25 protein-coding genes are annotated in these 24,631 nt (G+C 66.8%); 10 read left to right on the top strand and 15 right to left on the bottom strand.

Annotated elements, in window-relative coordinates; genetic code table 11:
- Positions 1–14: 14 nt before the first annotated feature.
- The 3 genes from bla to AAW00_RS09995 all read right to left on the bottom strand — a co-directional run bounded on the left by bla (position 15) and on the right by AAW00_RS09995 (position 2,447).
- Entirely contained in the window at positions 15–1,034 is a 1,020-nt protein-coding gene (gene bla, locus AAW00_RS09985) for a class A beta-lactamase (protein WP_047004179.1), read from the bottom strand.
- A 128-nt stretch (positions 1,035–1,162) separates the two neighbouring features.
- The gene (locus tag AAW00_RS09990) at positions 1,163–1,570 is read right to left on the bottom strand and encodes a baeRF12 domain-containing protein (RefSeq protein ID WP_047004180.1); all 408 of its coding nucleotides are present in this window, start codon (positions 1,568–1,570) and stop codon (positions 1,163–1,165) included.
- Positions 1,571–1,652: 82 nt separating this feature from the next.
- Entirely contained in the window at positions 1,653–2,447 is a 795-nt protein-coding gene (locus tag AAW00_RS09995) for a class I SAM-dependent methyltransferase (RefSeq protein WP_047004181.1), read from the bottom strand.
- Between the two features lie 155 nt (positions 2,448–2,602).
- Here AAW00_RS09995 and AAW00_RS10000 point away from each other — a divergent pair, with 155 nt between their 5' ends.
- Together AAW00_RS10000 and AAW00_RS10005 are read left to right on the top strand one after the other, a co-directional pair.
- Entirely contained in the window at positions 2,603–4,960 is a 2,358-nt protein-coding gene (locus AAW00_RS10000) for a DUF305 domain-containing protein (RefSeq protein ID WP_047004182.1), read from the top strand.
- A 21-nt stretch (positions 4,961–4,981) separates the two neighbouring features.
- Entirely contained in the window at positions 4,982–6,082 is a 1,101-nt protein-coding gene (locus tag AAW00_RS10005) for a helix-turn-helix transcriptional regulator (protein ID WP_082125009.1), read from the top strand.
- A 210-nt stretch (positions 6,083–6,292) separates the two neighbouring features.
- Here AAW00_RS10005 and AAW00_RS10010 read toward each other — a convergent pair whose 3' ends face one another.
- Complete coding sequence (locus tag AAW00_RS10010; protein WP_241461685.1) at positions 6,293–7,231, bottom strand: copper resistance protein B; 939 nt, start codon at positions 7,229–7,231, stop codon at positions 6,293–6,295.
- A 44-nt stretch (positions 7,232–7,275) separates the two neighbouring features.
- Positions 7,276–9,045 carry a copper resistance system multicopper oxidase gene (locus tag AAW00_RS10015; protein WP_047004567.1) on the bottom strand — a complete coding sequence of 590 codons (1,770 nt, stop codon included), beginning with the start codon at positions 9,043–9,045 and terminating at the stop codon, positions 7,276–7,278.
- An 87-nt stretch (positions 9,046–9,132) separates the two neighbouring features.
- Here AAW00_RS10015 and AAW00_RS10020 point away from each other — a divergent pair, with 87 nt between their 5' ends.
- The 4 genes from AAW00_RS10020 (at position 9,133) to AAW00_RS10035 (ending at position 11,292) form a co-directional block, all read left to right on the top strand.
- A complete protein-coding gene (locus AAW00_RS10020; protein ID WP_047004185.1) occupies positions 9,133–9,405 on the top strand; it encodes a metal-sensitive transcriptional regulator in 273 nt (90 codons plus the stop codon).
- Positions 9,402–10,145, top strand: a complete 744-nt coding sequence (locus tag AAW00_RS10025) for a MauE/DoxX family redox-associated membrane protein (RefSeq protein WP_047004186.1) — start codon at positions 9,402–9,404, stop codon at positions 10,143–10,145. Before AAW00_RS10020 ends, AAW00_RS10025 begins: the two co-directional genes overlap by 4 nt.
- Positions 10,145–10,708 (top strand): DUF305 domain-containing protein, encoded by a 564-nt coding sequence (locus AAW00_RS10030; protein ID WP_047004187.1) that lies wholly within the window; start codon positions 10,145–10,147, stop codon positions 10,706–10,708. Before AAW00_RS10025 ends, AAW00_RS10030 begins: the two co-directional genes overlap by 1 nt.
- A gap of 83 nt (positions 10,709–10,791) precedes the next feature.
- Positions 10,792–11,292: a hypothetical protein gene (locus tag AAW00_RS10035; RefSeq protein WP_047004188.1), complete on the top strand. Its 501-nt coding sequence runs from the start codon at positions 10,792–10,794 to the stop codon at positions 11,290–11,292.
- A gap of 77 nt (positions 11,293–11,369) precedes the next feature.
- Here the strand turns inward: AAW00_RS10035 and groL are convergent, their stop codons facing one another.
- From groL to AAW00_RS10050, 3 genes are all read right to left on the bottom strand, one after another.
- Entirely contained in the window at positions 11,370–13,010 is a 1,641-nt protein-coding gene (gene groL, locus AAW00_RS10040) for a chaperonin GroEL (protein WP_047004189.1), read from the bottom strand.
- 53 nt (positions 13,011–13,063) lie between these two features.
- A complete protein-coding gene (groES, locus tag AAW00_RS10045; protein WP_047004190.1) occupies positions 13,064–13,351 on the bottom strand; it encodes a co-chaperone GroES in 288 nt (95 codons plus the stop codon).
- A 161-nt stretch (positions 13,352–13,512) separates the two neighbouring features.
- Positions 13,513–15,021 (bottom strand): MATE family efflux transporter, encoded by a 1,509-nt coding sequence (locus tag AAW00_RS10050; protein ID WP_338151459.1) that lies wholly within the window; start codon positions 15,019–15,021, stop codon positions 13,513–13,515.
- Positions 15,022–15,052: 31 nt separating this feature from the next.
- On the opposite strand from AAW00_RS10050, the gene AAW00_RS10055 reads away from it, so the two are divergent.
- On the top strand, positions 15,053–15,595 hold the full coding sequence (locus AAW00_RS10055) for an acyloxyacyl hydrolase (protein WP_052761868.1): 543 nt from the start codon (positions 15,053–15,055) through the stop codon (positions 15,593–15,595).
- Between the two features lie 38 nt (positions 15,596–15,633).
- Complete coding sequence (locus AAW00_RS10060; RefSeq protein WP_052761869.1) at positions 15,634–16,221, top strand: phosphatase PAP2 family protein; 588 nt, start codon at positions 15,634–15,636, stop codon at positions 16,219–16,221.
- Here AAW00_RS10060 and AAW00_RS10065 read toward each other — a convergent pair.
- From AAW00_RS10065 to AAW00_RS15510, 7 genes are all read right to left on the bottom strand, one after another.
- Positions 16,218–16,811 carry a hypothetical protein gene (locus tag AAW00_RS10065; protein WP_047004191.1) on the bottom strand — a complete coding sequence of 198 codons (594 nt, stop codon included), beginning with the start codon at positions 16,809–16,811 and terminating at the stop codon, positions 16,218–16,220. The genes AAW00_RS10060 and AAW00_RS10065 overlap by 4 nt on opposite strands.
- Before the next feature lie 122 nt (positions 16,812–16,933).
- The gene (rplL, locus tag AAW00_RS10070) at positions 16,934–17,311 is read right to left on the bottom strand and encodes a 50S ribosomal protein L7/L12 (protein ID WP_047004571.1); all 378 of its coding nucleotides are present in this window, start codon (positions 17,309–17,311) and stop codon (positions 16,934–16,936) included.
- 75 nt (positions 17,312–17,386) lie between these two features.
- Positions 17,387–17,902 carry a 50S ribosomal protein L10 gene (gene rplJ / locus AAW00_RS10075; RefSeq protein ID WP_047004192.1) on the bottom strand — a complete coding sequence of 172 codons (516 nt, stop codon included), beginning with the start codon at positions 17,900–17,902 and terminating at the stop codon, positions 17,387–17,389.
- 365 nt (positions 17,903–18,267) lie between these two features.
- The gene (locus AAW00_RS10080; RefSeq protein ID WP_047004193.1) at positions 18,268–18,528 is read right to left on the bottom strand and encodes a hypothetical protein; all 261 of its coding nucleotides are present in this window, start codon (positions 18,526–18,528) and stop codon (positions 18,268–18,270) included.
- A gap of 77 nt (positions 18,529–18,605) precedes the next feature.
- Positions 18,606–18,842: a helix-turn-helix domain-containing protein gene (locus AAW00_RS10085; RefSeq protein WP_047004194.1), complete on the bottom strand. Its 237-nt coding sequence runs from the start codon at positions 18,840–18,842 to the stop codon at positions 18,606–18,608.
- The gene (locus AAW00_RS10090) at positions 18,842–19,378 is read right to left on the bottom strand and encodes a DUF2975 domain-containing protein (RefSeq protein ID WP_047004195.1); all 537 of its coding nucleotides are present in this window, start codon (positions 19,376–19,378) and stop codon (positions 18,842–18,844) included. The genes AAW00_RS10085 and AAW00_RS10090 overlap by 1 nt, the downstream gene beginning before the upstream one ends.
- Positions 19,379–19,401: 23 nt before the next feature.
- Positions 19,402–19,533: a hypothetical protein gene (locus AAW00_RS15510; protein WP_277619341.1), complete on the bottom strand. Its 132-nt coding sequence runs from the start codon at positions 19,531–19,533 to the stop codon at positions 19,402–19,404.
- A 155-nt stretch (positions 19,534–19,688) separates the two neighbouring features.
- Between AAW00_RS15510 and AAW00_RS10095 the strand changes: the two genes are divergently transcribed.
- Positions 19,689–20,120, top strand: coding sequence for a hypothetical protein (locus tag AAW00_RS10095; protein WP_047004196.1), 432 nt, complete (start codon positions 19,689–19,691; stop codon positions 20,118–20,120).
- A gap of 287 nt (positions 20,121–20,407) precedes the next feature.
- Positions 20,408–24,580: a DNA-directed RNA polymerase subunit beta gene (gene rpoB, locus AAW00_RS10100; protein ID WP_047004197.1), complete on the top strand. Its 4,173-nt coding sequence runs from the start codon at positions 20,408–20,410 to the stop codon at positions 24,578–24,580.
- Positions 24,581–24,631: the final 51 nt, after the last annotated feature.

Here is a 24,631-nt window from a genome sequence, read left to right on the forward strand (position 1 = left end):
AGCGGAAGGCGAGATCAGCCGCCGTTTCCATTGTCGTTGGCGGCAAAGGCCATCTCGGCATAGCCATCGTAGATCGCGCGGGCGATGGAGGCGATGCGCGCCTCGCGGTTGGGGCGGCTGCCCTGCCCGGTGACGTAGATGGCGACGGCGATGGTGCGGCCGTCGGGTGCGGTCAGGATGCCGATGTCGCTGGAGGTGTTGTTGAGCGAGCCGGTCTTGTGCGCGACCGAAACGCCGCTCGGCAGCATGGCCGGGATGCGGCGGGTGCCGGTGCGGCAGCGCTCCATTGCGCCCAGGATCACGCGGCGACTTTCGGGGCTCAGCCAGCGACCCTGATAAATGCCCGAGAGGAGCTGCACCATGGTCTGCGGGGTGGCCGAATCGCGCATGTCGATGTGATGGGCCGGGTCGAACTCGCCGTCATCGCGCACCAGCGTGGCGATGTCGCGGTCGAGGCTAAATTCGGTCAGGCCCGCGCGGCGCGCCCAGGCATTGACCGCGGAGGGCCCGCCGACGGCCTCCAGCAGCGCGTCCGTCGCCTGATTGGAGCTGCGGGTGATCATGATCTCGATCAGGTTTTGCGCCGACATGTATTCGCCGCGGCGCACCGGGGCGACGCTGCTGGAGAAGGGGCGCGAGCTCACCGGGTAGAGCATCGGGTATTCGCTCGACAGGCTGGCGCGGCCCTGGTCGACCATTTCCAGGAATGTCGCGGCAATGGCGATCTTGCTGGTGCTGGCCATCGGGAAGCGCTGGTCGCCCAGCACCGAGATAGACTGCCCGTTCGACAGGTCGATGGCCGCGACCCCGATCCGGCCCCGGCTTCCCTCGGCAATCTGCGCGATACGCTGGGCGAGAACGCTGTCGTAGGTCGGCGTGAAGTCGCGCGGCGCGCGAACCTCGGTTCCGAAGGCGCTGTCGAAAGCGCTTTCTAGGCCCTGTACCTGTGCAGCAGCGGGGGTGGAGAAAAGCGCGAGAGGCGCGAAAACCAGCGCGAGTCGCGAAATGAAGCGTCCTGTCCCGAATGTTTTCATGTCGTCACCCTGCCCACATCATGCTTTGTAATTGCTTAACGCGGGCAGGGGTGACGAGACTTGAGCGACGAACGGTTGGATTTCGCCGTCAAGTCGAAGGGTTGGCGGGAACCCGGAGGCTACAGGCCTTAGGCAGACGCCAATGCCTTTTCGATGCGGTCGAGCGGCTCGCCGGTCAGCGCCTTGTCGATTTCGCCCGCGAGCCGGTTCTTAAGCTCGACGTGATAATGGCGACGCATTTCGCCCAAGGTCTTGGGATCGGCGATGATGACGAGATCGTCGATCTCGCCCGCCTTGGCCTTGGCATTCAGCCATTCCGCCGCCGCCGCGCCGTGGGCGAGTTCATTGAGATCGGTGTTGCCCTTGATTTGCCCGGCCTTGTCCTGGTGCTTGACCCCGGCGCTGAAGTTCGTCGGATCGAGCGAAGGCTCGGCGATCTTTTCCAGCTTGGGCTCGAACGGCTGGCCGGTATTGCGCAGCACCACGAAGCGTTCTCCGTCCACGAGCGCGACATGGGCCTTGTGCGGGCATTTCATCGATATATTCTCCTTTTGCGTCGGTTGTCGCCAACCAACGGGCGGGAGGCGCGCGGGTGCCGCAAACCCGCGGGTTTTTTCGTCACTCCGGCTTGCGCAGGCGCCAGGCGAACTGGTCGGTGCGCCCGCGTATGCCCTCGTCGAAGACGCTGGCCGTGCGCGGATCGTCGGGGCGGGAGTAGATGTTGCTCTCGGCCTCCAGCACGAACCCGGCATCGGCGAGCGCGGTCATCGCCAGGTTGCGGTCCATGCGGTGGACTTCGTTCGCCGCTGCCGCCCCGCTGCCGTCGACCGCCAGGTGATCGACCACCACCAGCCTGCCGCCGGGCTTCAGGCTGTCGAACAGCATCCGGCTGACCGCGCCCGGCGTGCCCTCGGGCATGGTTTCGAGGTAGAGGTCGTGGAAATTCATCACCGTGACGATCGCATCGAGCGGCTCGGGCCAGCCGGGATCGGCGATGGGTCCACGCAGGGGAAAGACACCCACCGGATTGCCGTTGTCGTCGGAATAGCGGCGCACCGTGTCGTCCTGGTCGGCGGCATACTGCGGGTCGAAGGCAATGAACTCGTCGGGCTGGAAGGCATAGACCTTGCCCTGCCGCCCCACTGCGATGGCGAGCAGCCGCGTCACGTAGCCGCCGCCCATGATGTAATCGCCAACGACCTCGCCCCGCTCGATCTGGGCAAAGGCGAGCAGTTCGGCCGGCAAACGCGCGGCATCGCTTTCCACGTCGTCCAGCCGGCCGATGTCGGCAACGGCCTGCTGGTACCGGCTCGCGCTGTATTGCGTCGGCGCATTGGCTTCAGGCGCGGCGCCGTCGCCGCAACCCGGCAGCATCAACGCGGCGGCGGCCGCGACGAACAGTTTTGCACGCATATCGGTTCCCCTCCCTGGTCGAGGGGAGTGTGCGCTCCATCGATCGCACGCGCAAGATCATGACGTTGGCGCTTGACCTTCCCGCCCAGCGGTGGCTTGTTTCGTCCGCAACGAGTTCGTCAAATTCCTCAAGCCCTTCCGGAGCCCGCCAGACCATGATTTTCGCCCATCGCCGCGCCGGCGCGCTGTCGCTCGCCGCCATCCTGCTCGCCACCACCGCGCCCGCGCTGGCGCAGGTGCAGATTGTCCAGCCCGGTGCGCCCGGCGCCGCTCCGCGCGTGCTGAGTGAGGACGAGGCGACGCGGCTGGCGCGCAATGACGTGACGCAGGCCGACTATGCCTTCATGCAGAACATGATCGTCCATCACCGGCAGGCGCTTGACATGGCCGAGCTGGTCGACGGGCGCACCAACAACGAGACGGTGATCGCCGCCGCGGGCCGGATCAAGGCCTCGCAGGAAGACGAGATGCGCTTCATGCGCGAGTGGCTGGCGCGCTACGGCCAGCCCGAGGCCATGGCCGGCATGGGCCACATGGACCACGCGGGCATGGTCGGCATGGCCACGCCAGAGGAAATGGCCGCCCTGCGTGCCGCGCGCGGGATCAACTTCGACCGCATGTTCTTCGAACTGATGAGCGCGCACCACAAGGGCGCGCTGACCATGGTGGACGAGCTGCTGGGCCAGAACGGCACCGCCGCCGATCCGCAGATGTACGAATTCACTAGCGAGGTCAGGAACGACCAGCAGGCCGAGATCGACCGCATGAACGTGGCGCTGGGCGAGCTCTCCGCCGATCCGCGTGCGGGGCTTGCCGCCGGTTACCTCGATGCGGGACAGGCGATCAGCGGCCTGCGCCACGTCGCCTTCCTGCCCAAGCCCGCAGGCTTCTTCGATCCCGCCAACCCCGCGGGGGGCCGCGTGCGCCTGCCCGCCGAGGAACCGGCGACCACGCCCGATGCCGAGAGCGCCGAAGCGACGGGCGAGGGCGCGGTCCACGCCGGCCACGCCGCGATGGGCCATGCCATGCCCGCCGTCGCCTCCACAGCCACGGTCGAGAACACCCCCTCGCCCGCGCCCGGCGATGCGCGCGAGGCGGCTGCCGTCGCTGCTGCCGAGCCCGAGGAGCCGGAGGAGGCGCCCGCGCCCCGCTTCGCCCAGCGCGGCGGTCCGCTGAGTTTCGCCAACACCGACATGGCCTTTTCCGGCGACCTGATGGTGGCCGGCAACTATCACGGCTTCAACACCTACCGCCTCGGCGACGACGGCGTGCCCGCGCTGATCGGGTCGGTCGTGTGTCCCGGCGGGCAGGGCGACGTCTCGATCGTGGGCGACATCCTCATCATGAGCGTCGAATCGAACTCGGGCCGCGTCGACTGCGGGCTTCAGGGCGTATCCGAGGATGTCAGCCCCGAGCGTTTCCGCGGCCTGCGCGTCTTCGACATCTCCGATGTGACGCGGCCGGTGCAGGTCGGCCAGGTGCAGACCTGCCGCGGCAGCCACACCCATTCGGTGGTCGATGCCAATGACGAGCGCATCCTCGTCTACAATTCCGGCACCGCGGGCGTGCGCGAGGGCGACGAACTGCCGGGCTGCGTCGGCGGCATCCCCGGCGACACGCGCACGGCGCTCTTCAGCATCGACGTGATCGAGATCCCGCTCGCGAACCCGGCGCTCTCGCGCATCGTCAGCTCCCCGCGCGTCTTCGCCGACGACCAGGGCAACATCGCCGGCCTGTGGCAGGGCGGCGACCACGGCGAGGGCACGCAGTCGACCAGCCAGACCAACCAGTGCCACGACATCACCGTCTTCCCCAGCCGCCAGCTGGCCGCCGGCGCGTGTTCGGGCAACGGCATCATCTTCGACATCTCCGATCCCTACAACCCGCGCCGGCTGGACGCGGTGACCGACGACGGCTTCGCCTACTGGCACTCGGCCACCTTCAACAACGACGGCACCATGGTGCTGTTCACCGACGAGTGGGGCGGCGGCGGGCGGCCGCGCTGCCAGGCCAGCGATCCGCGCGAATGGGGCGCCGATGCCTTCTACGAGATCGTCGACAACCGCCTGGTGCGGCGCGGCACCTACAAGCTGCCCGGGCCGCAAAGCGACATGGAGAACTGCGTCGCGCACAACGGCTCGATCATCCCGGTGCCGGGCCGCAACATCTTCGTGCAGGCGTGGTACCAGGGCGGCATCTCGGTGATCGACTTCACCGATCCCAATAACCCGTTCGAGATCGCCTACTTCGACCGCGGACCGGTGGACGCCGACCAGCTGGCCCTGGGCGGCTACTGGAGCGCCTACTGGTACAACGGCCGCATCTACGGCACCGAGATCGCCCGCGGCATCGACGTGTTCGCGCTCGAGCCGAGCGAGTTCCTCAGTGCCGAGGAAATCGCCGCGGCCGAGGCGGCAGACATGGGCACGACCTTCAACCCGCAGACGCAGCTTCCCGTCACTTGGAGCGCCGAGACCATCCGCGCCGTGGAGGCCAGCCGCCGCGGCGGCTGACCTTCAAACGGGGCGGGGGGCATGGCAACGAGGATATCGGACATGCCGGGGAAGGACCGGCTGTTCGATTCGCTGCTGGACGACGAGGCCTTTGCGGCGGTCCTCGCCGACGTGACGCGTGCCGTGGGGGCGCGTTCCTTTCTCGGCGGGTTCACCAATCTCGACGGGTCGGTCTCGATGCTGGTGTCGAGCGGGTTCTGGCCCGATGGACTGATCGAAGCCTATTACGGCGGTTACTGCGACAGCGATCCGTGGACCGCCCGGCTGCTTTCCGACTGGAAACCCTTCCGCGCCATCGACACCCGCGACCTCCCTGAAAGGGAGATCGAGGGCAGCGAACTGTGCGAGGACCTGCTGCGACCCATGGGCGACGACACCCGCTTCGTGACCGGGGTGGCCGTGGAGGATCGCTTCGGCATCGGTTCGCTGGGCATACATCGCGGGGCCGATCAGCGCGATTTCTCCGACGAGGAGATCGCGCTCATCGACCGCGTCGCGCCCGACGTCGCTCGCGCCATGGCCATTCGCTGCCGCTTGCAGGGCAGCGAGCGCGCCATCCTTGCCCGCGACGAGACGCTGCACACCATGCGCGACGGCATCATGCTGCTCACCGCCGACGGGCGCATCCGCTACAGCAACGCCGCCGCGGAAGCGTTCCTTTGCGACGGGGGCCTGCTCCGGAGCCGAGCAGGGGTGCTCGTCACTTCGAATCGCAAGGCCGATGCGGACCTGCGGGCAGCTCTCGCCCGGGTCACCGAGACGCGCGTCGGCGGCGTTCGGCTCGCCGGGGCGGACGGCAGCTCCCTCGACGTCTCGCTGCTGCTGCTGCCTGCGCGGGCCGGGGCGGCGCGGATCATGCTGACCTTTGCCGCCGCCCCGCCGGTCGGCCGCGCGCGATTGCTGCGCGAGCTTTATGGCCTCTCGCCCACGGAGGCGGCTGTCGCGCTGCTGCTGGCCGACGGGCTCGACCCGGCCGACATTGCCGAACAACGACAGACCAGCCGCCACACCGTGCGTGCCCAACTGCGCGCCATCGCCTTAAAAATGGAATGCGCGCGGCAGATCGACATCGTGCGCCGGATCGCTGCGCTGCCGCGCCTGGGCGGCTCCGGCATTTCATAGCACTTATGGGCTATTCCGCCTCCCTCTCGATTCGGGCATAAAAAGCCTGCGACCCGAAGGGCTTGGTGCGGGACATACCGCTTCAGCCTTCTCCTCGGGGGCCCCGGTGAAAGCCAGGGCCCCCGTTTTATCGAATTGGGGGGCGGACCGTTCCGGCGGTCCGAATAGAGGGACGGGCCCGGCCGGCGTGCCGGGCCCCGACTTCCCGCCTCAGAAGAAAGTCCGCACGCCTACCAGCAGCGCAATGCCGCTTGCGTCCTCGCCCGCTGCGCGGCGCAGGTCGGCGGTGCGACCCGTCGCGGCCTCGTATTCGACCCCGACGTAGGGCGCGAATTCGCGGGCGATCTCGTAGCGCAAGCGCAGCCCGGCGGAGAGGTGCGGCAGCCCCGCGCCCACGCCGAGTTCGGGAATGTCCTGCGCGGAGAACTCGGCCTCCACGCGCGGTTGCAGGATCAGCCGCTGGGTAAGGCGCATGTCGTGCTCGGCCTCGATACGCGCGGTCACGTCGCCCCGGTCGGAGAGGAACGCGGCGGCATCAACGTGGATATTGTAGGGCGCGAGGCCCTGCACGCCCAGGGCGAGCTGCGGCGTCACGTCGGGCTTCACATCGAGGCGCAGGCCCGCCTGCAGATCGAACCACGGGGTGATCGCGTGACCCCAGAGGAGCTGCACCTCGGCTTCCTCGATCGGACCGTCAAAGCTGCCTTCACCCTCGGTCTTGACCACCAGCTTGTCGAGCGCGTCGCCGTACCAGCCCTGCGCGTCCCAGAGGTAGCCTTCCTCGCCGTCGTGAAAGCGCGCCTCGGCCCGCTCGACGAGCAGCGTGGCATAGGTGCCGCCGCCGTGGATCTCGTGGTTGCGCGCGCGGGCGACCTCCATCGCCTCCTCGCCCCAGATGGCCGCGGCGGCGTGGGCCGGGCCATCGAACGCGCGGGGCGGGGGGCCGGATGCGGGAAGGTTCGCGGTCATGGCCGAATGGTCCATCTGCGAATGGTCCATCGCGGAGTGATCGGCCGGCGGCGGCGCGTTGCGGGTCGGCAGACGAATGCGGATCGATCCCGCAGGAGGCTCCTGCGGCTCGCTCGGCGTGGGGGTAGGTGCCGGCGTCGGTGCAGGCGTGTGCTGGTGCTGCGAGTGGTCCTGCGCCATCGCAGGCATCGGTAGTGCCAAAGCAGCCAGGATAATCGCGCCCCTCACGCCGCCGCCTCCGCCGCGGGGAAGGGCCGTACGGTCACCGTCTGCATCATGCCGGCGTGCATGTGGTAGAGCAGGTGGCAGTGAAAGGCCCAGTCGCCCGGCTCATTCGCGGTCAGGTCGAAGGTCGCCGTGCTGCCCGGCTGCACCACCAGGGTATGCTTCCTCGGCTGGTTCATCATGCCAGCGCCGTTGACCAGCTCGAAGAAGTGACCGTGGAGGTGGATGGGGTGCGCCATCATCGTGTCGTTGACGAGCTTCACCCGCACCCGCTCGTCGAAGCCGAAGCGGATGGGATCGTCGGTGACGGCGTTGAAGCGCTTGCCGTCGAACGACCACATGTAGCGCTCCATGTTGCCGGTGAGGTGGATCTCGAGCTGGCGCTCCGGCATCCGGTGCGGGTTGGCATCGCGCGCGACGAGGTCGGTGTAGCGCAGCACGCGGTGCGAAACGGTGTCGAGGCCGAGACCGGGAAAGTCCATCCGGTCGACCGGCATCGGCGCGACCATGTCGATGCCGGGGCCGACCTCGACCTGCGGCGGCAGCAGCGCGGTGTCGCGCATGGAATGGTCCATCGGCTCCGATGCGTTTCCTGGCGCGGCCCCTTGCGTGGGCATCGCGTGGCCCATCGCGGCATGATCCATCCCCGAATGGTCCATCGCTGCCCCCGAATGGTCCATTGCCCCCATGCCCCCGTGCATGCCCATGTCGGCCATCGTCAGCGTCACCGGCTCGCGCAGGGGCGGCGGCGTGGCGATGGCGCCAGCCGCAGAGGTCAGCGTGGCCACGCCCATGCCCGACCGGTCCATCGCCTCGGCCACCAGCGCGTGGGTGCCCGCCTGCGGGGTCACGATGACGTCGTAGGTTTCCGCCGTGCCGATCTGGAACTCGTCGACCTCGACCGGCTCCACCTCCTGCCCGTCGGCGGCGATCACCGTCATCGAGGTGCCGGGTATGCGGACGTTGAAGAAGGTCATGGCGCTGCCGTTGATGACGCGCAGCCGCACCCGCTCGCCCGGCGTGAAGGCGAAGGAGAGGTCGTCCGCCGGACCGTGGCCGTTGACGAGATAGGTGTAGGTTGCGCCGGTCACGTCGCTGATGTCGCGCGGGTTCATCCGCATCTCGCCCCACATCAGGCGCTCCTCGGCGCTCATCGAGCCGTCGCCCACCGTCGTCATCTGGCGATTGAAGTAGTGCTCGCCCACCGCCAGCATTCGCGCGATCTCGTGCGGGTGGCGCGGGGTGAATTCGCTCAGCAGCACGACGTAGTCGCGCTCGTAGCGGGTGTCCGGCTCCGCCGCGTCGATCACCAGCGGGCCGTAGAGGCCCTGCTGTTCCTGCAGGTCGGAATGGCTGTGCCACCAGTAGGTGCCGTTCTGGCGCACCGGGAAGCTGTAGCGGAAGGTCTCGCCGGGCTTGATGCCGGGAAAGCTGATGCCGGGCACGCCGTCGTACTGGAAGGGCAACAGCAGCCCGTGCCAGTGGATCGAGCTGTCCTCCGCCAGCGTGTTGATGACGTCGATGGTGACGTCCTGCCCTTCGCGCAGGCGCACGAGCGGGCCGGGCACGCTGCCGTTCACCGCCACCGCATGACCACTGCGCGCGCCGGTGGTGAAGTGATGGTCGCCGATGGTGAGCGCGATCCGCTCGCCCGACACCTCGCCGAAGCCGCGGCGAGCATGGGTCAGCGACTGGCCGCGTGCCCAGCCAGGCACCGCCAGCGCGCCCGCGACGAGGCCGCTGCCTGCGAGAAACCCGCGCCTGCCGATCCTTAACCCGCTTGCTACGCTGCCTTGCCTTTCCTGAACGAGCGTCCTAGCTAGATACCCCCTGGGGGTATTGCAACAGGAATAGCCATGCACGAAACCGACGCCGATACGGTCAAACGTCTCTCCCGCATCGCGGGACAGGTGCAGGGCATCGCCCGGATGATCGAGAACGAGCGATACTGCATCGAGGTCCTGACCCAGTTGCAGGCGGTGAAGGCGGCGCTCGCCAAGGTGGAAAGCGCGGTGCTGAAGCGTCACGCCGCCACCTGCGTCTCGCAAGCGATCGCCTCTGGCGACGAGGCCGAGCAGCAGGCCAAGTTCGGCGAACTGATCGACCTCATGGAAAGGACCCGGCGATGAGCAAGCCCAAAGCCACCCTCTATCGCATGGTCATGCCCGGCCACACCTGCCCCTACGGGGTGAAGTCGAAGTGGCTGCTGGAGAGCAAAGGCTTCGAGGTCGAGGACCACTTCCTCACCACCCGCGAGGAGACCGACGCCTTCAAGGCCAGGCACGAGGTCAAGACCACGCCGCAGACGTGGATCGGCGAGCAGCGCGTGGGCGGCTATACCGACCTGCGCCGCCATTTCGGAAAGAGCGTGAGCGACGGCGGCACCAGCTACTGGCCGGTCGCGGTGCTGTTTGCGATGACCGCGCTGATGGCGCTGGGCGCCGCCTGGGTGGCGACGGGCGAGGCGGTGAGCGTGCTGGCGGCCGAGTGGTTCGTCAGCTTCTCGATGTGCGTGCTCGCCTATCTCAAGCTGCGCGACGTCGAGAGTTTCTCGACCATGTTCCTCAATTACGACCTGCTGGCCAAGCGCTGGGTGCCCTACGGCTACGTCTACCCCTGGGCGGAAGGGCTGGCGGGCGTGCTGATGACGGCGCACGTGCTCGACTGGCTATCGATCCCCGTCGCGCTGACGATCGGCACCATCGGGGCGGTCAGCGTGTTCAAGGCGGTCTATATCGACAAGCGAGAGCTGAAATGTGCCTGCGTGGGCGGCGATAGCAACGTGCCGCTGGGCTTCGTCTCGCTGACGGAGAACCTGTTCATGGTCGGCATGGCGCTGTGGATGATAGTCAAGATGGGAGCGATGTGATGGAAGACGGCGGAAGGCAGATGCACGGCGGCAGCTACGGGCGCTTCATGGCGATGGTGGGCACCTCCACGCTCATCATGTTCGGCCTCATGTACCTCAACACCTACACGCTCGATCACGTCTATTTCAGCGAGACGCGGTTCTGGATGATGTTCGTGATGGGCAGCGTCATGGCCGTGGTCATGCTCGCCTTCATGTGGGGGATGTACAAGAACACCGCCAAGAACTGGATCATCGTGGGCGTCGCCGTGGTGGTCTTCGCGCTGTCGCTGTGGCTGGTCCGCAGCCAGGAGAGCGTCGACGATGCCGAATGGATGAGCGCGATGATCCCGCACCACTCCATCGCCATCATGACCAGCGAACGCGCCCACATCTCCGACAAGCGGGTCGAAGCGCTGGCCAACTCCATCATCACCGCCCAGCGCAAGGAGATCGGCGAGATGGAGTGGCTGATCGACGACATCGCCAGGAACGGCAAGGCCACCACCGATGCCGAGGCCGCCGCCCGGCCGATCCCGCAGATGGAAGGCTGGCTGAACGAGGACGGCGGGGCGACGCCTTGAGCCGCGACCACGAATTGCCCTCTGGCGCGCCACGCGGTTTGCATTAGGCTTCCCACCTCATTCAGCAGAAGAGGGGGAATGCCATGAGTTTACGTGATCGCGCCGAGGCGGGAATCGAGGAAGCCGGTCTGGTCTTCGAGGGCAGTTTCGAGATCGTGCCGCGGCATTTGGGCGAGGGCGGCGGCAATGCCCATGCCGTGCAGTTCGACAACATCCTCTCACTCGTCGTCGCTAGCGGGGGCGAGGCTGGCGGTGCCGACTACGTCCTGTTCGATCGCAACGACGGCATCGCGAGCGTCAAGCTCTGGCCCACGGACGATTTCGTCTACTACGTCGAGTGTATGGTTTCGCCCAATCCGGCGGGCACGCTGATCTGGGGCGCGGCAATGGGGGCAACGCCGCCGGTTCACAGCCAGCGCGCGATCGAGACGAGCGCGGGCGGGAAGCGCATCCAGTATTTCACCACGCCGCCCTATCAGGCGGCGCCTGACGGCCAAGCCAGGTTCTGGTTCACCATGCAGGACGGCGAGCAGGGAAGCTGGGCGCTCGAACGGATTGGCGTGGTGGCTTTCCGACGCCCCTGATCCGGCGGGTCGCGCACGAAAAAAGGGCCGGAGGATCGCTCCTCCGGCCCCTTTCGTGTGCCTTATGGCGGGATGGCTTAGAAGCCGCCCATGCCGCCCATGCCGCCCATGTCGGGCATGGCCGGGGTCGACTTGTCTTCCGGCACTTCGCTGATCGCCGCTTCGGTGGTGATCAGCAGGCCGGCGACAGAGGCCGCGTTCTGCAGCGCGGTGCGCACAACCTTGGTCGGGTCGATCACGCCAGCGGTGACGAGGTTCTCGTAGGTGTCGGTCGAGGCGTTGAAGCCGAACGAGGTGTCGTCCTGGTCGAGCAGCTTGCCCGAGACCACCGCGCCGTCATGGCCGGCGTTGGTGGCGATCTGGCGCACCAGCGAGGTCAGCGCGCGGCGCACGATGTCGACACCGCGGGTCTGGTCCTCGTTGTCGCCGTTCACGCCGTTCAGTGCCTTGGTGGCGTAGAGCAGCGCGGTACCGCCGCCGGGGACGATGCCCTCTTCCACGGCCGCACGGGTGGCGTGCAGCGCGTCGTCGACACGGTCCTTGCGCTCCTTGACCTCGACCTCGGACGCACCACCGACCTTGATGACGGCGACGCCGCCGGCCAGCTTGGCGAGGCGTTCCTGCAGCTTCTCACGGTCGTAGTCGGACGTGGTCGTCTCGATCTGCGCGCGGATCTGCTCGACGCGGGCCTTGATGCCTTCTGCATCACCGGCACCATCGACGATGGTGGTGTTGTCCTTGTCGATGGTGACGCGCTTGGCCTGGCCGAGCATCGAGATGCCGACGTTCTCCAGCTTGATGCCGAGATCCTCGGAGATCATCTCGCCCTGGGTCAGGATCGAGATGTCCTGCAGCATGGCCTTGCGGCGATCGCCGAAGCCGGGGGCCTTGACCGCCGCGACCTTCAGGCCGCCGCGCAGCTTGTTGACCACGAGCGTGGCGAGCGCCTCGCCCTCGATGTCCTCGGCGATGATCAGCAGCGGGCGACCCGTCTGCACCACGGCCTCGAGCACCGGCAGCATCGACTGCAGGTTCGACAGCTTCTTCTCGTGGATCAGGATGTAGGGATCGTCGAGCTCGACGGTCATCTTCTCCGGATTGGTCACGAAGTACGGCGAAAGGTAGCCGCGGTCGAACTGCATGCCCTCGACGGTCTCGAGCTCGAACTCGAGGCCCTTGCTCTCGTCGACGGTGATCACACCTTCCTTGCCGACCTTCTCCATCGCCTCGGCGATCTTCTCGCCGACTTCGCGGTCGCCGTTGGCCGAAATGATGCCGACCTGGGCGATTTCCTGCGACCCGGAAACGGGCTTCGAACGGCCCTTGAGGTCTTCGACGACCTTGCCGACGGCGAGATCGATGCCGCGCTTCAGGTCCATCGGGTTCATGCCGGCGGCGACCGACTTCATGCCTTCGTTGACGATGGCCTGGGCCAGCACGGTGGCGGTGGTGGTGCCGTCGCCGGCAAGATCGTTGGTCTTGCTGGCCACTTCGCGCACCATCTGCGCGCCCATGTTCTCGAACTTGTCCTTGAGCTCGATGTCCTTGGCGACGGTCACGCCGTCCTTGGTGATGCGCGGGGCACCGAAGCTCTTGTCGATCACGACGTTGCGACCCTTGGGGCCGAGCGTGACCTTCACGGCGTTGGCGAGCGTGTCCACGCCCTTGAGGATGCGCTCACGCGCGTCGCGGCCGAACTTGACGTCCTTGGCTGCCATGTCTTTTTCTCCTGAATTGGGTTGAGTGTGGGGAAAGCGTCAGGGGTGCCGGCTCAGCCGATCACGCCCATGATGTCGCTTTCCTTCATGATGAGCAGATCCTCACCGTCGATCTTGACCTCGGTGCCGGACCACTTGCCGAACAGCACGCGGTCGCCGGCCTTCACATCGAGCGCGGTGATCGTGCCGTTCTCGGCGCGGGCGCCGGTGCCGACGGCGACGATTTCGCCCTCGCTCGGCTTTTCCTTGGCGCTGTCGGGGATGATGATGCCGCCGGCCGTCTTTTCCTCGGCCTCGATACGGCGAACCAGCACGCGGTCGTGCAGCGGACGAAATGCCATGGGTATGACCTCTTCTTCTCGTTCGTGTTGAATGCGATTGGCACTCTTCGTGTAAGAGTGCCAGCGGCGCGGAGATGGTCGCGCGCCTTCGCCGAGTCAATGGGTGCGAGCGGCAAAAAGTTTTGCCCCGCGGGACGGGCCGTGGCGCAGGTGCGGCTGGCCTAGGCGCTGCGCTCGCGCGCGGTTTGGGCCAGGGCCAGCGCGCGGCGCGAATGCCATCGCCACAGCAGCAGCGCGGCGGCGAAGACGAGGCCGGTCGCAAGGCCGATCCATACGCCCATGCCGCCGAGCGGTGTGGCGAGGCCGAGCCCGGCGGCGAGGCCGAAACCCGGCACCCAGTAGCTGAACACGGCGATCCACATCGGTACCCGCGTGTCCTTCAGGCCGCGCAGCGCGCCCGCGGCCACCGCCTGCGTGCCGTCGAACAGCGCGAAGGCGGCGGCGACGGCGAGGAAGCCTGTGGCAATCTCCACCACCGCGGCGTTGCCGGGCGCGGCCGGATCGACGTAGATGCCCACCAGCGCGCGCGGCATGACAAGGAACGCGGTCGCGGTAAGTGCCATGAACCCCGTGCCAATGACGATGGCCGTCCAGCCCGCGCGCGTCACCCCGACGGGATCGCGCGCGCCGAGGAAATAGCCGACCCGGATCGTCGCAGCCTGCCCCACGCCCACGGGCACCTGGAAGGCGAAGGCGGCAAGGTTGAGCGCGAGCGTGTGCGCGGCCAGCTCGATCCCGCCAATGCGCCCCATCAGGAAAGCCGCCGCGCCGAAAACGCCCGCCTCGGCCACCACGGTGACGGCGATTGGCGTGCCGATGCGCAGGATCTCGGCAAAGCGCGGCCAGTCAGGACGCCAGAAGAAACCCATGATGCGGTAGCGGTGCAGCCGCGGGTCGAAGCGGATGGCGGCGGCATACATCGCGACGATGGCGATCGAAGTGACGAAGGTGGCGATGGCCGCGCCGCGCAGGCCCAGCTCTGGTGTGCCCAGGTTGCCGAAGATGAAGGCATAGTTGCCCAGCGCATTCACGCCGATGCCGATCGCGGTGATGACGGTGGCGAAGACCGGCCGCCCCAGCGTCGCCACGAAGTTGCGCAGCACTCCGGCGACGATCATGGCCGGCGCCGACCACAGCAGCACGCTCATGTATTCGCTCGCCAGCGCGGCGATCCGGGGGTCCTGCCCGGTGACGCGCATCAATGCGGGGGTGAGCAGGCACAGGCCCATGCCCAGCGCCGACACCAGCAGCGAGAGCCACAGCGCCATGCGCATGGCGCGGCGCACGGGGCGAAGGGCCGGGGCCCTTGCGCCGAGTTCCGCCGCCATGATCGGGGCGACGGCCCCGGTGAGGCTCTGCAGACTCCAGATCACCAGGCCGAACACTGCCACCGCCAGCGAGGAGGCGGCAAGCTCCGCCGCGCCGAGGCGGGCGATGAAGATGACATCCACCGCGTAGGTCAGCATCTGGAGCAGGTTGGCGAGCGCCAACGGCCCCGCCAGCAGCATGGTCGCGCGCGTCTCGGCCTGCCAGCCGGGCGTGGGAGGATGGGCGACGGGGCGCATGTCGGTCTCGCTGCGACGCGACTCGATCTGGCCCGCACAGCCGGTCCGGATAGCGCCGGAGAAAGGCTTTGCCCATAGGGACAGCCCGGCTGGCACGGTCAGCATTGCGAAAGCAATCCGGCGGCATGGCCGTCACATGATCAAGCCTTATGCTCTTGCTGCGGCTGCGGCCGCGATTCTCGCCCTTCCCGCCGTCGCTTCCGCGCAGGAAGTGTTCGGCGGCGTCTATGCCCACGCGGTGGACACCCCCTTCACGCTGGAAACCACGGAAGGCGGCGTCGACGTGGCCGCGGGTGTGCGCTTCGGCGGGATTGAGGCGCTGAGTTTCCTCGGCAAACCCGAGCCCTACGTGGTCGGCAACCTCAATACCCGCGGCGACACCTCCTTCGCGGGCGTGGGCGTGGCATGGACCATCGGCAAGGGACCGGTCTACCTGCGCCCCGGTATCGGCCTCGTCGTCCACGACGGGCCAGAATTCCGCGTGAACCCGGCGACCGGCTTTCGCACCGACCTCGGCAGCCGCGTGCTGTTCGAGCCGGAGATCGGCCTGGGCTACCGTGTCTCCGACCGCGCCAGCGTGGAAGCGCACTGGATGCATATCAGCCAGGGCCAGATCTTCGACGGCGACCAGAACCCCGGCATCGACATGATCGGCGCGCGTATCAATTATCGCCTCTGACGGCGGGGCCGCCCGCCGCACTCGTGCGTTGGGGCGGCATGGACGGTCGACAGAGCAACCTCGATGACGCCGCGGTGGGTGAAGGCCTTATCGCAAGCCTCGACCTAACCGTCGTCGGCGCGCTCGAGCCCTATTGCGACCATCCTGCAATTAAGGCGGTAGGCAAGGCCAGCGAGCTGGCCGACCAGCCGCCGCTCATCGCCGCCTCGCTCGCGACCGTTGCCGCCGGGCTGCTGGCGCGCCGCCCTCGTCTCGCGCGCACCGGCGTCAGGATGCTGGCGAGCCACTTGCTCGCGACCGGCATCAAGACCCTGCTCAAGGACAACATCGACCGCCCGCGCCCGAAAAAGGTCGAACGCGAGGGCGAGCACGCGGTCGAGCCGGGCAAGAGCAAGGACGGCGAGGAACGCTCGTTCCCGTCAGGCCACAGCGCCGGGGCGACCGCCGTGGCCCGCTCCGTGGTACGCGAATATCCGGGCGGCGCGGGCGCTGCCTACGCGCTCGCCGCCACCGCCTCGGCGATCCAGGTGCCGCGCAAGGCGCATTTCCCCAGTGACGTGGTGGTCGGCGTGGTGATCGGCCTGGTGTCTGAAGCGCTGGTGGAGCTGGTGCTGCGCCGACGCTAGCGCGCGGTGCCCTGCGTCATCAGCAGCTCGAACTGGATGCCTTCGGGATCGGCGCCGACGTTGAGCCCTTGTACGGCGAGAACTCGCACCCGCGTATCGGGTACGCCATCGAGATCGCGTACCAGCAGGTAGCGGTAGAGCGGCATCGCGTCATCGCCCACACCGCGCGCGTCGTGCAGCTGCCAGCCATTCGCCTGCAAGGTCTCGACCAGCGCCGCTGAGGCCGCCTGCGGATCGGCGAGGCCGTTGACGGCGGTGTCGCAGGCCTCGCTGGCCACCGAATGCACACTCCAAACTCCGCCTTCGCGCGACGCGACGTGGATGAAAACCGGGCCTGGCTGCCGTCCGGCGGGGGTCGTGTCGGCGAACCGCTGGATCAGGTCTGGGGCCTCGGTGGTCGAGTGCATGTCGAGCAGTTCGGCCTGTTCGGCGCTGATCGAGGTGTAGAGCGCGGCGTGGGGGGGAAGCCTCGCCTCGCCCTCCAGCGTCTGCTCGCAGATCGTCACGGCATCGTGCAGCGCGGCGGGGAGCGGCGGCGCTTCCTGCGCGGCGGTCGGCATTGGCAAGGCGGCGAGGGCGATCGCAAGCATTCTCATGGCGATGGGATCTAGCCGGCTGCCCGTTAAGATGCGCCGAACGCAAGAAGGGCGGCACCTCGCGGCACCGCCCCCCTTGGTGATCCGGTGAAGGATCGAAGCCGTAAGCTAGTGGCTTACTTCAGTTCGACGGTACCGCCGGCAGCTTCGATCTTGCCCTTGATCTCTTCGGCCTCGGCCTTGTTCACGCCTTCCTTGAGCGCCTTCGGAGCCGATTCCACGAGGGTCTTGGCTTCGGTCAGGCCCAGGCCGGTGATGGCACGGACTTCCTTGATGACCTGGATCTTCTTGCCACCGTCGCCGGTGAGGATCACGTCGAACTCGGTCTGCTCTTCGGCAGCCGCACCGGCGTCGCCACCGGCGGCGGGGCCCGCAACCGCGACGGCAGCCGCGGCGGAAACGCCCCACGCTTCTTCCAGCGCCTTGGCGAGCTCGGCGGCTTCCATGACGGTCAGCGCGGACAGGTCTTCAACAAGCTTGGCAATGTCAGCCATGATGTTCACTCCAAATTGGGCGGGGCGTCGAAAAATGCCCCATGATGTTTCGTCTCGTATGCGAGAAGGCGTCTCTTATGCGGCGTCCTTGGCGGCGTATGCGCCAACGACACGGGCCAGCATGCCCGCGGGTTCGGCAATGGTCCGGACGACCTTGGTCGCCGGGGCATTGACGAGGCCCACGATCTTGCCGCGCAGTTCGTCGAGGCTGGGCATCGAGGCCAGGGACCTGATACCAGCTTCGTCGAGCACCTGCGTACCCATCGAGCCACCGACGATTTCCAGCTTGTCGTTCGACTTGGCAAAGTCGACGGCAGCCTTGGCAGCCGCGACCGGGTCTTGCGACCAGGCGAGGCCCACGGGACCGGTGAGGTATTCCTCGATGCCCGTGTAATCGGTGTCCTTCAGGGCGAGCTTGGCGAGACGGTTCTTCGCAACCTTGTAGCTGGCGCCTGCTTCACGCATCTTCCCGCGCAGGTCGGTGGACTGGTCCACCGTCATGCCGAGGTTGCGGGTGACAACCACCACGCCGACCTCGTTGAAGACCTTGTTCAGCTCGGCGACCGCTTCAGATTTCTGCGAACGATCCATGCCGTACTCCTTCGTTGTGGCCGGATACCCTCGCGGGCAGCCGACCGGCTCAAGTTGCCACGCGGCTGATGCCACGTGGACGAGTCCGTTGATGGGGAAGGAGGTGCGTGAACATCACGCCGACGGCGCGGCCCGTGGGCAGCGCCTCAAAACTCTTATCCCCGTCTAGGCTGGAAATTAAGGCGGCCCTATCGCCACCACCAACTGTCTCGGACGGATGACCGCCCTTGCGGTCGGTCGCCGGGGGCCTCTACGGATTTCGCGGGCCGAGTCAAGGTCCGGGAAGCCCGGTTACAGGAAGTTCCAACGAAAAAGGCCCGCCATAAGGGCGGGCCTTTCCGTCGTCTGGCCGAAGCCAGGCAATCTTACATGGCTTCGTCGGTGGCGGCCGGATCCATGGTGGTGTCGGTGGCGGTACCATCGGTCATGGTGCCGTCGGTCATCGCACCATCGGCAGCCATCGGATCGGCGGCCGGGGTCTCGGTGGCCATCGGGTCGGCAGCCATCGGCTCGGTCATCGGGGTCTCGGTGGCCATCGGCTCGACCGGGGCGGCTTCCTCGGCGCCGCTGTCGCAGGCGACGATGGCGAAGGCGAGGGGCAGAACAGCGAAAGCGATCTTCTTCATGTGAGTCTAATCCTTGGTGCCAGAAGCGGCGGCCACATTATCGCCATATTCTGTGGCCGCCGCAAGCGGGATTTGCATCAATGCGCTTTTTGCCCGCCCGCATATCCGAGCAGGTCGCCCGGCTGACACTGCAACTCGCGGCAGATCGCTTCCAGCGTGGAGAAGCGGATCGCCTTGGCCTTGCCGGTCTTGAGGATCGAGAGGTTGGCGAGGGTGAGGCCCACGCGCTCGGCCAGTTCGGTGAGCGTCATGCGGCGTTCGTGCAGGAGGTCGTCGAGCTTAACCACGATATTGGCTCCTTCATCGGCAGGCATCACACGGTTCCTTCCAGGTCTTCGCGCATGGCTGCGCCGTGGCGGAACACGCGGGCGAGGATGAAGAGGACGACGATCATGATGATGCCGCTGGGGTCGATCACCATGTCGCCGGTCCCGCCCTGTTCCTCGAACGTGCGGGCGACGAACATGCCGAGCGCGCCAAGCGGTACGGTGAGCACCTGCACGCCGAGCATCAGCCAGCCCATCTGCGACAGGCGCTGGGCATTGGCGGGCTGGAACGGGTCGCCTTCCCCCACCGTGCGCACGATCCGGACGAGTCGGTCGAAGAAGAAGAACATCAGTACGAGTATGACGAGGACGAGCGCCAGCGCGCCGGCAGCCTCCCATGCGGGAAAGAGCATCGTCGCATCGCCCATTTCGGTGCGGAGCTTGGCGTCGATGTCGTCACCCTTGACGATCAAGATCGGGATCGCAAGCGTCACCCCGGCCGCGGCGATCGCCGCCAGCCACTTGCCGATCTGCGCAAGAACCTTGCCGGCGAGCAGCAGGGGGTCGTTCAATGTGCCTTGCATGGGTCGAAACTCCTTCGGCTGGTTCACGCCAGGATGGGCGCGGCGAGCACGGCGACCTGCTGCGGCGCGGGCACGCTGACGATCGAGGCGATGCTGGAAAAGGCGATGACGACGGCGGCTATTGCGGCGAGCGAGTGGGAAGCGAAGCGGGACATTTATCGATTTCCTTGGTCTGTGTTACTGAAAATCGATATGTACGACCGGAGACATATTGTCAATCGATAATATCGAAAAACAATGCCTCGCTTATCGCTAGTCGAAACCCGCGTCTTGACGCGATGGCAAGGGTCCGGCGCTAAGGGGACAGAGTATGACCGAGGACACCGCTCTCCTCCCGCCCGATTCGGACGATGCCGAGCGTCAGCGCATGTTGAGCGCCGACATCCGGGAGGAATGGCGCGACATGGGACCGATCGCCGTTGCTGCGATGATCCCCGTGGCGCTGATAATGACGGTGCTCTCGCCCTTAATCGCCGACCTGGCGGGCTGGGTTTTCCCGATCCCGTTCCTGCTCGCCTTCTTCGGCCTGCCTTACTGGCTCGCCTATCGCCGGCGGGTGGAAAGCGACCTGCCCTTCGTCATCCCCGGTCTTGGCTCCTTTCAAGGTTCGCGGAAAAAGCGGATGCTGCTGGGCGGTGCCATTGTGGCCACGCTGGCGACCACGGCCATGCTGCTCCTCAATATGCACGCGGGCCATCTCATGCGCGCCTTGGCGGACACTCTGGGCCGCTGGCTCGGCTGACCCGTCCGCCCGACGACCCGGTTGACCCGGGCGCGCCCACGCCCTATATCGCCGCCACCAGCCGACAGCTTCGAGCAAGGTGTGCCTTTACGCGGGGGCGCACACAGGACGGAAGCCTCGGCATCTGCGTGAGACATGGAGGATCAAGGCTGCGAAGGCGGTGACCCTAGGGTCGCGTCTGTCGGCGGCCTTTCTTGCGTCTCACGCGGGCTTCACCGCTCCCGACATTTCCTGCACCGGGCCACCTGCCCGGCGCGCACACGCGAAGAAGAAGGCGTATCTCGACCATGGCGAGCAAGGCGAAAGCCCCCGAGCAGCAGGGCAGCAAGAAGAAGCGCATCCGCAAGATCTTCGGCGACATCCACGAAGTGGTGCAGATGCCGAACCTGATCGAGGTGCAGCGCGAAAGCTACGAGCAGTTCCTGCGTTCGGACAAGAGCACCGGCTACGTCTCGGGCCTGGAAAAGACGCTGCGTTCGGTCTTCCCGATTCGCGACTTCGCCGGCACCGCCGAACTGGACTTCGTCCACTACGAGCTGGAAGATCCCAAGTACGACGTGACCGAGTGCCGCCAGCGCGGCATCACCTACGCCGCCCCGATGAAGGTCACCCTGCGCCTGATCGTGTTCGAGGTGGATAGCGAGACCGAGACCCGCAGCGTGCTCGATATCAAGGAGCAGGACGTCTACATGGGCGACATGCCGCTCATGACCGAGAACGGCACCTTCTTCATCAACGGCACCGAGCGCGTGATCGTGTCGCAGATGCACCGCTCGCCGGGCGTGCTGTTCGACCACGACCGCGGCAAGACCCACTCCAGCGGCAAGTTCCTGTTCGCCGCGCGCGTCATCCCCTACCGCGGCAGCTGGCTCGACTTCGAATTCGACGCCAAGGATATCGTCAACGTGCGTATCGACCGCAAGCGCAAGCTGCCGGTCACCTCGCTGCTCTATGCCCTGGGCCTCGATAACGAGGACATCCTCGACCACTTCTACAACAAGGTCACCTGGAAGCGCGGCAAGAACGGCTGGGAAATTCCCTTTGCCGCCGAGCAGTGGCGCAATGCCAAGCCGGCCTTCGCGCTGGTCGACGCCAAGACCGGCGAGGAAGTTTTCCCCGCCGGCCAGAAGGTGAGCCCGCGTGCCGCGAACAAGGCGGAAAAGGACGGTCTCAAGACCCTGCTGATCCCGACCGAGGAAATCTTCGGCCGCTATGCCAGCGCCGACCTGATCGACGAGAAGACCGGCCGCATCTACATCGAGGCGGGCGAGGAAGTCTCGCCGGAGAATCTCGAGAAGCTCGACGGTGCCGGCATCGACCAGCTGGACCTGCTCGACATTGACCACGTCACCACCGGTCCGTGGATCCGCAACACGATGGAGGCCGACAAGGCCGAGAACCGCGAGGAGGGCCTCGAGGCGATCTACAAGGTGATGCGCCCGGGCGAGCCGCCGACGAAGGAAACCGCCGAGGCGCTGTTCGAGGGCCTGTTCTTCGACGCCGAGCGCTACGACCTGTCCGCCGTGGGCCGCGTGAAGCTGAATATGCGCCTGGGCCTCGATGCCGAGGACACCGTGACCACGCTGCGCAAGGAAGACATCCTTGCCGTCGTCAAGGAGCTGGTGGACCTCAAGGACGGCAAGGGCGAGGTCGACGACATCGACAACCTCGGCAACCGCCGCGTGCGTTCGGTGGGCGAACTGCTGGAGAACCAGTACCGCGTCGGCCTGCTGCGCATGGAGCGCGCCGTGAAGGAGCGCATGAGCAGCGTCGACGTGTCGACGGTCATGCCGAACGACCTCATCAACGCGAAGCCCGCCGTTGCCGCCGTGCGCGAGTTCTTCGGCTCCAGCCAGCTCTCGCAGTTCATGGACCAGACCAACCCGCTCTCGGAAGTGACGCACAAGCGCCGCGTCTCGGCGCTCGGCCCGGGTGGCCTCACCCGCGAGCGTGCCGGCTTCGAGGTGCGCGACGTGCACCCGACCCACTACGGCCGCATCTGCCCGATCGAGACGCCCGAAGGTCCGAACATCGGCCTCATCAACTCGCTTTCGACCTTTGCCCGCGTCAACAAGTACGGCTTCATCGAGACGCCGTATCGCGCGGTGAAGGACGGCAAGGTCTCGGGCGAGGTGAACTACCTCTCCGCGATGGAAGAGCAGAAGCACACCGTGGCGCAGGCTTCGGCCGCGACCGACGAGAACGGCCAGTTCGTGGAAGAGCTCGTATCGGCCCGCCAGAACGGCGAGTTCGTGATGGCCCCGAACGAGCAGGTCACGCTGATGGACGTCAGCCCCAAGCAGCTCGTCTCGGTCGCCGCCTCGCTCATCCCGTTCCTCGAGAACGACGACGCCAACCGCGCGCTGATGGGCTCGAACATGCAGCGCCAGGCGGTGCCGCTGGTCAAGGCGGAGGCGCCGTGGGTCGGCACCGGCATGGAAGAGACCGTGGCGCGCGATTCGGGCGCGGCGATCTCCGCGCTGCGTTCGGGCGTGATCGACCAGGTCGACGCCAGCCGCATCGTGATCCGTGCCTCGGGCGAGGTCGATACGACCAACCCCGGCGTCGACATCTACACGCTGCAGAAGTTCCAGCGCTCCAACCAGAACACCTGCGTCAACCAGCGTCCGCTGGTGAAGGTGGGTGACGAGGTGCAGGCCGGCGACATCATCGCCGACGGCCCCTCGACCGACCTCGGCGAACTGGCGCTGGGCCGCAACAGCCTCGTCGCGTTCATGCCGTGGAACGGCTACAACTACGAGGACTCGATCCTCATCTCCGAACGCATCGTGAAGGACGACGTCTTCACCTCGATCCACATCGAGGAATTCGAGGTGATGGCCCGCGACACCAAGCTGGGTCCGGAAGACATCACCCGCGACATTCCCAACGTCGGCGAGGAGGCGCTGCGCAACCTCGACGAGGCGGGCATCGTCTACATCGGCGCCGAGGTGCACCCGGGCGACATCCTGTGCGGCAAGATCACGCCCAAGGGCGAGAGCCCGATGACGCCGGAAGAAAAGCTCCTGCGCGCCATCTTCGGCGAAAAGGCCAGCGACGTGCGCGACACCTCGCTGCGTCTGCCCCCGGGCGTCGCCGGCACGGTGGTGGAGGTGCGCGTGTTCAACCGCCACGGCATCGAGATCGACGACCGTACCCGCGCCATCCAGAACGAGGAGATCGAACGCCTCAAGAAGGACAGCGAGGACGAGCGTGCGATCCTCAACCGCGCGACCTACAACCGTCTGCAGGACATGCTGGCCGGCCAGACCGCTTCGGCGGCTCCGAAGGGCATCAAGAAGGGCGCCGTGATCGACGCCGAGCTGCTGGAGAGCGTGGACCGCCACGAGTGGTTCAAGTTCGCCGTCGCCGACGATCACATGCAGGCCCAGCTCGAAGCGGTAAAGGGCCAGTACGACGAGGCTGTGAAGGCCATCAAGGACAAGTTCGAGGACCGCAAGGAGAAGCTCGAACGCGGTGACGAGCTCGCCCCGGGCGTGCTCAAGATGGTCAAGGTCTTCGTCGCGGTGAAGCGCAAGCTGCAGCCGGGCGACAAGATGGCCGGCCGTCACGGCAACAAGGGCGTCATCAGCCGCATCCTGCCGGCCGAGGACATGCCGTTCCTGGAGGACGGCACCCCGGTCGACATCGTGCTGAACCCGCTCGGCGTGCCTTCGCGCATGAACGTGGGCCAGATCTTCGAGACGCACCTGGGCTTCGCGGCCCGCGCGCTGGGTCACCAGATCGCCGAGCAGCTCGACGAATGGCGTGCCGCCAATCCCGACGTCACCGCAGCGGCCCCGCCCGCCGCGGTCGTCGAGAAGCTGAAGGACGTCTACGGCGAGCAGTACCACGAGGACATCGACAGCCGCACCACCGCCGAGGTGGTCGAACTGGCGAACAACCTGCGTGCGGGCGTGCCGATGGGCACCCCGGTGTTCGACGGCGCGAACGAGGGCGATGTCACCGACATGCTGCTGAAGGCGGGTCTCGATGCTTCGGGCCAATCGACGCTGTACGACGGGCGCACCGGCGAAGCCTTCGACCGCAAGGTGACGGTGGGCATCATCTACATGCTCAAGCTGCATCACCTGGTCGACGACAAGATCCACGCGCGTTCGATCGGCCCCTACTCGCTCGTCACTCAGCAGCCGCTGGGCGGCAAGGCGCAGTTCGGCGGCCAGCGTTTCGGCGAGATGGAGGTCTGGGCGCTCCAGGCCTACGGCGCCGCCTACACCTTGCAGGAAATGCTGACGGTGAAGTCCGACGACGTGGTCGGCCGCACCAAGGTCTACGAGGCGATCGTCAAGGGCGACGACACCTTCGAGGCCGGCATTCCGGAGAGCTTCAACGTGCTCGTCAAGGAAATGCGCTCGCTGGGCCTCAACGTCGAACTCTCCTCGCTGAACGACGGCGAGGACGAGGATGCGGACGGCTTCGGCCAGATCGCTGCTGAATGACAGGGCGCGGGCGGCCGCAGGGTCGCCCACCCCACCGCCCCTGACTTTCTC

Source organism: Aurantiacibacter luteus (assembly GCF_001010945.1).
In the GTDB taxonomy this organism is placed as follows: Bacteria; Pseudomonadota; Alphaproteobacteria; order Sphingomonadales; family Sphingomonadaceae; genus Alteraurantiacibacter; species Alteraurantiacibacter luteus.

Bases quoted from the DNA above. Each gene is read 5' to 3' on its own strand.
- bla (WP_047004179.1), bottom strand. From the start codon at position 1,034: ATGAAAACATTCGGGACAGGACGCTTCATTTCGCGACTCGCGCTGGTT.
- AAW00_RS09990 (WP_047004180.1), bottom strand. From the start codon at position 1,570: ATGAAATGCCCGCACAAGGCCCATGTCGCGCTCGTGGACGGAGAACGC.
- AAW00_RS09995 (WP_047004181.1), bottom strand. From the start codon at position 2,447: ATGCGTGCAAAACTGTTCGTCGCGGCCGCCGCCGCGTTGATGCTGCCG.
- AAW00_RS10000 (WP_047004182.1), top strand. From the start codon at position 2,603: ATGATTTTCGCCCATCGCCGCGCCGGCGCGCTGTCGCTCGCCGCCATC.
- AAW00_RS10005 (WP_082125009.1), top strand. From the start codon at position 4,982: ATGGCAACGAGGATATCGGACATGCCGGGGAAGGACCGGCTGTTCGAT.
- AAW00_RS10010 (WP_241461685.1), bottom strand. From the start codon at position 7,231: ATGGCGCAGGACCACTCGCAGCACCAGCACACGCCTGCACCGACGCCG.
- AAW00_RS10020 (WP_047004185.1), top strand. From the start codon at position 9,133: ATGCACGAAACCGACGCCGATACGGTCAAACGTCTCTCCCGCATCGCG.
- AAW00_RS10025 (WP_047004186.1), top strand. From the start codon at position 9,402: ATGAGCAAGCCCAAAGCCACCCTCTATCGCATGGTCATGCCCGGCCAC.
- AAW00_RS10030 (WP_047004187.1), top strand. From the start codon at position 10,145: ATGGAAGACGGCGGAAGGCAGATGCACGGCGGCAGCTACGGGCGCTTC.
- AAW00_RS10035 (WP_047004188.1), top strand. From the start codon at position 10,792: ATGAGTTTACGTGATCGCGCCGAGGCGGGAATCGAGGAAGCCGGTCTG.
- groL (WP_047004189.1), bottom strand. From the start codon at position 13,010: ATGGCAGCCAAGGACGTCAAGTTCGGCCGCGACGCGCGTGAGCGCATC.
- groES (WP_047004190.1), bottom strand. From the start codon at position 13,351: ATGGCATTTCGTCCGCTGCACGACCGCGTGCTGGTTCGCCGTATCGAG.
- AAW00_RS10050 (WP_338151459.1), bottom strand. From the start codon at position 15,021: ATGCTGACCGTGCCAGCCGGGCTGTCCCTATGGGCAAAGCCTTTCTCC.
- AAW00_RS10055 (WP_052761868.1), top strand. From the start codon at position 15,053: ATGATCAAGCCTTATGCTCTTGCTGCGGCTGCGGCCGCGATTCTCGCC.
- AAW00_RS10060 (WP_052761869.1), top strand. From the start codon at position 15,634: ATGGACGGTCGACAGAGCAACCTCGATGACGCCGCGGTGGGTGAAGGC.
- AAW00_RS10065 (WP_047004191.1), bottom strand. From the start codon at position 16,811: ATGCTTGCGATCGCCCTCGCCGCCTTGCCAATGCCGACCGCCGCGCAG.
- rplL (WP_047004571.1), bottom strand. From the start codon at position 17,311: ATGGCTGACATTGCCAAGCTTGTTGAAGACCTGTCCGCGCTGACCGTC.
- rplJ (WP_047004192.1), bottom strand. From the start codon at position 17,902: ATGGATCGTTCGCAGAAATCTGAAGCGGTCGCCGAGCTGAACAAGGTC.
- AAW00_RS10080 (WP_047004193.1), bottom strand. From the start codon at position 18,528: ATGAAGAAGATCGCTTTCGCTGTTCTGCCCCTCGCCTTCGCCATCGTC.
- AAW00_RS10085 (WP_047004194.1), bottom strand. From the start codon at position 18,842: ATGCCTGCCGATGAAGGAGCCAATATCGTGGTTAAGCTCGACGACCTC.
- AAW00_RS10090 (WP_047004195.1), bottom strand. From the start codon at position 19,378: ATGCAAGGCACATTGAACGACCCCCTGCTGCTCGCCGGCAAGGTTCTT.
- AAW00_RS15510 (WP_277619341.1), bottom strand. From the start codon at position 19,533: ATGTCCCGCTTCGCTTCCCACTCGCTCGCCGCAATAGCCGCCGTCGTC.
- AAW00_RS10095 (WP_047004196.1), top strand. From the start codon at position 19,689: ATGACCGAGGACACCGCTCTCCTCCCGCCCGATTCGGACGATGCCGAG.
- rpoB (WP_047004197.1), top strand. From the start codon at position 20,408: ATGGCGAGCAAGGCGAAAGCCCCCGAGCAGCAGGGCAGCAAGAAGAAG.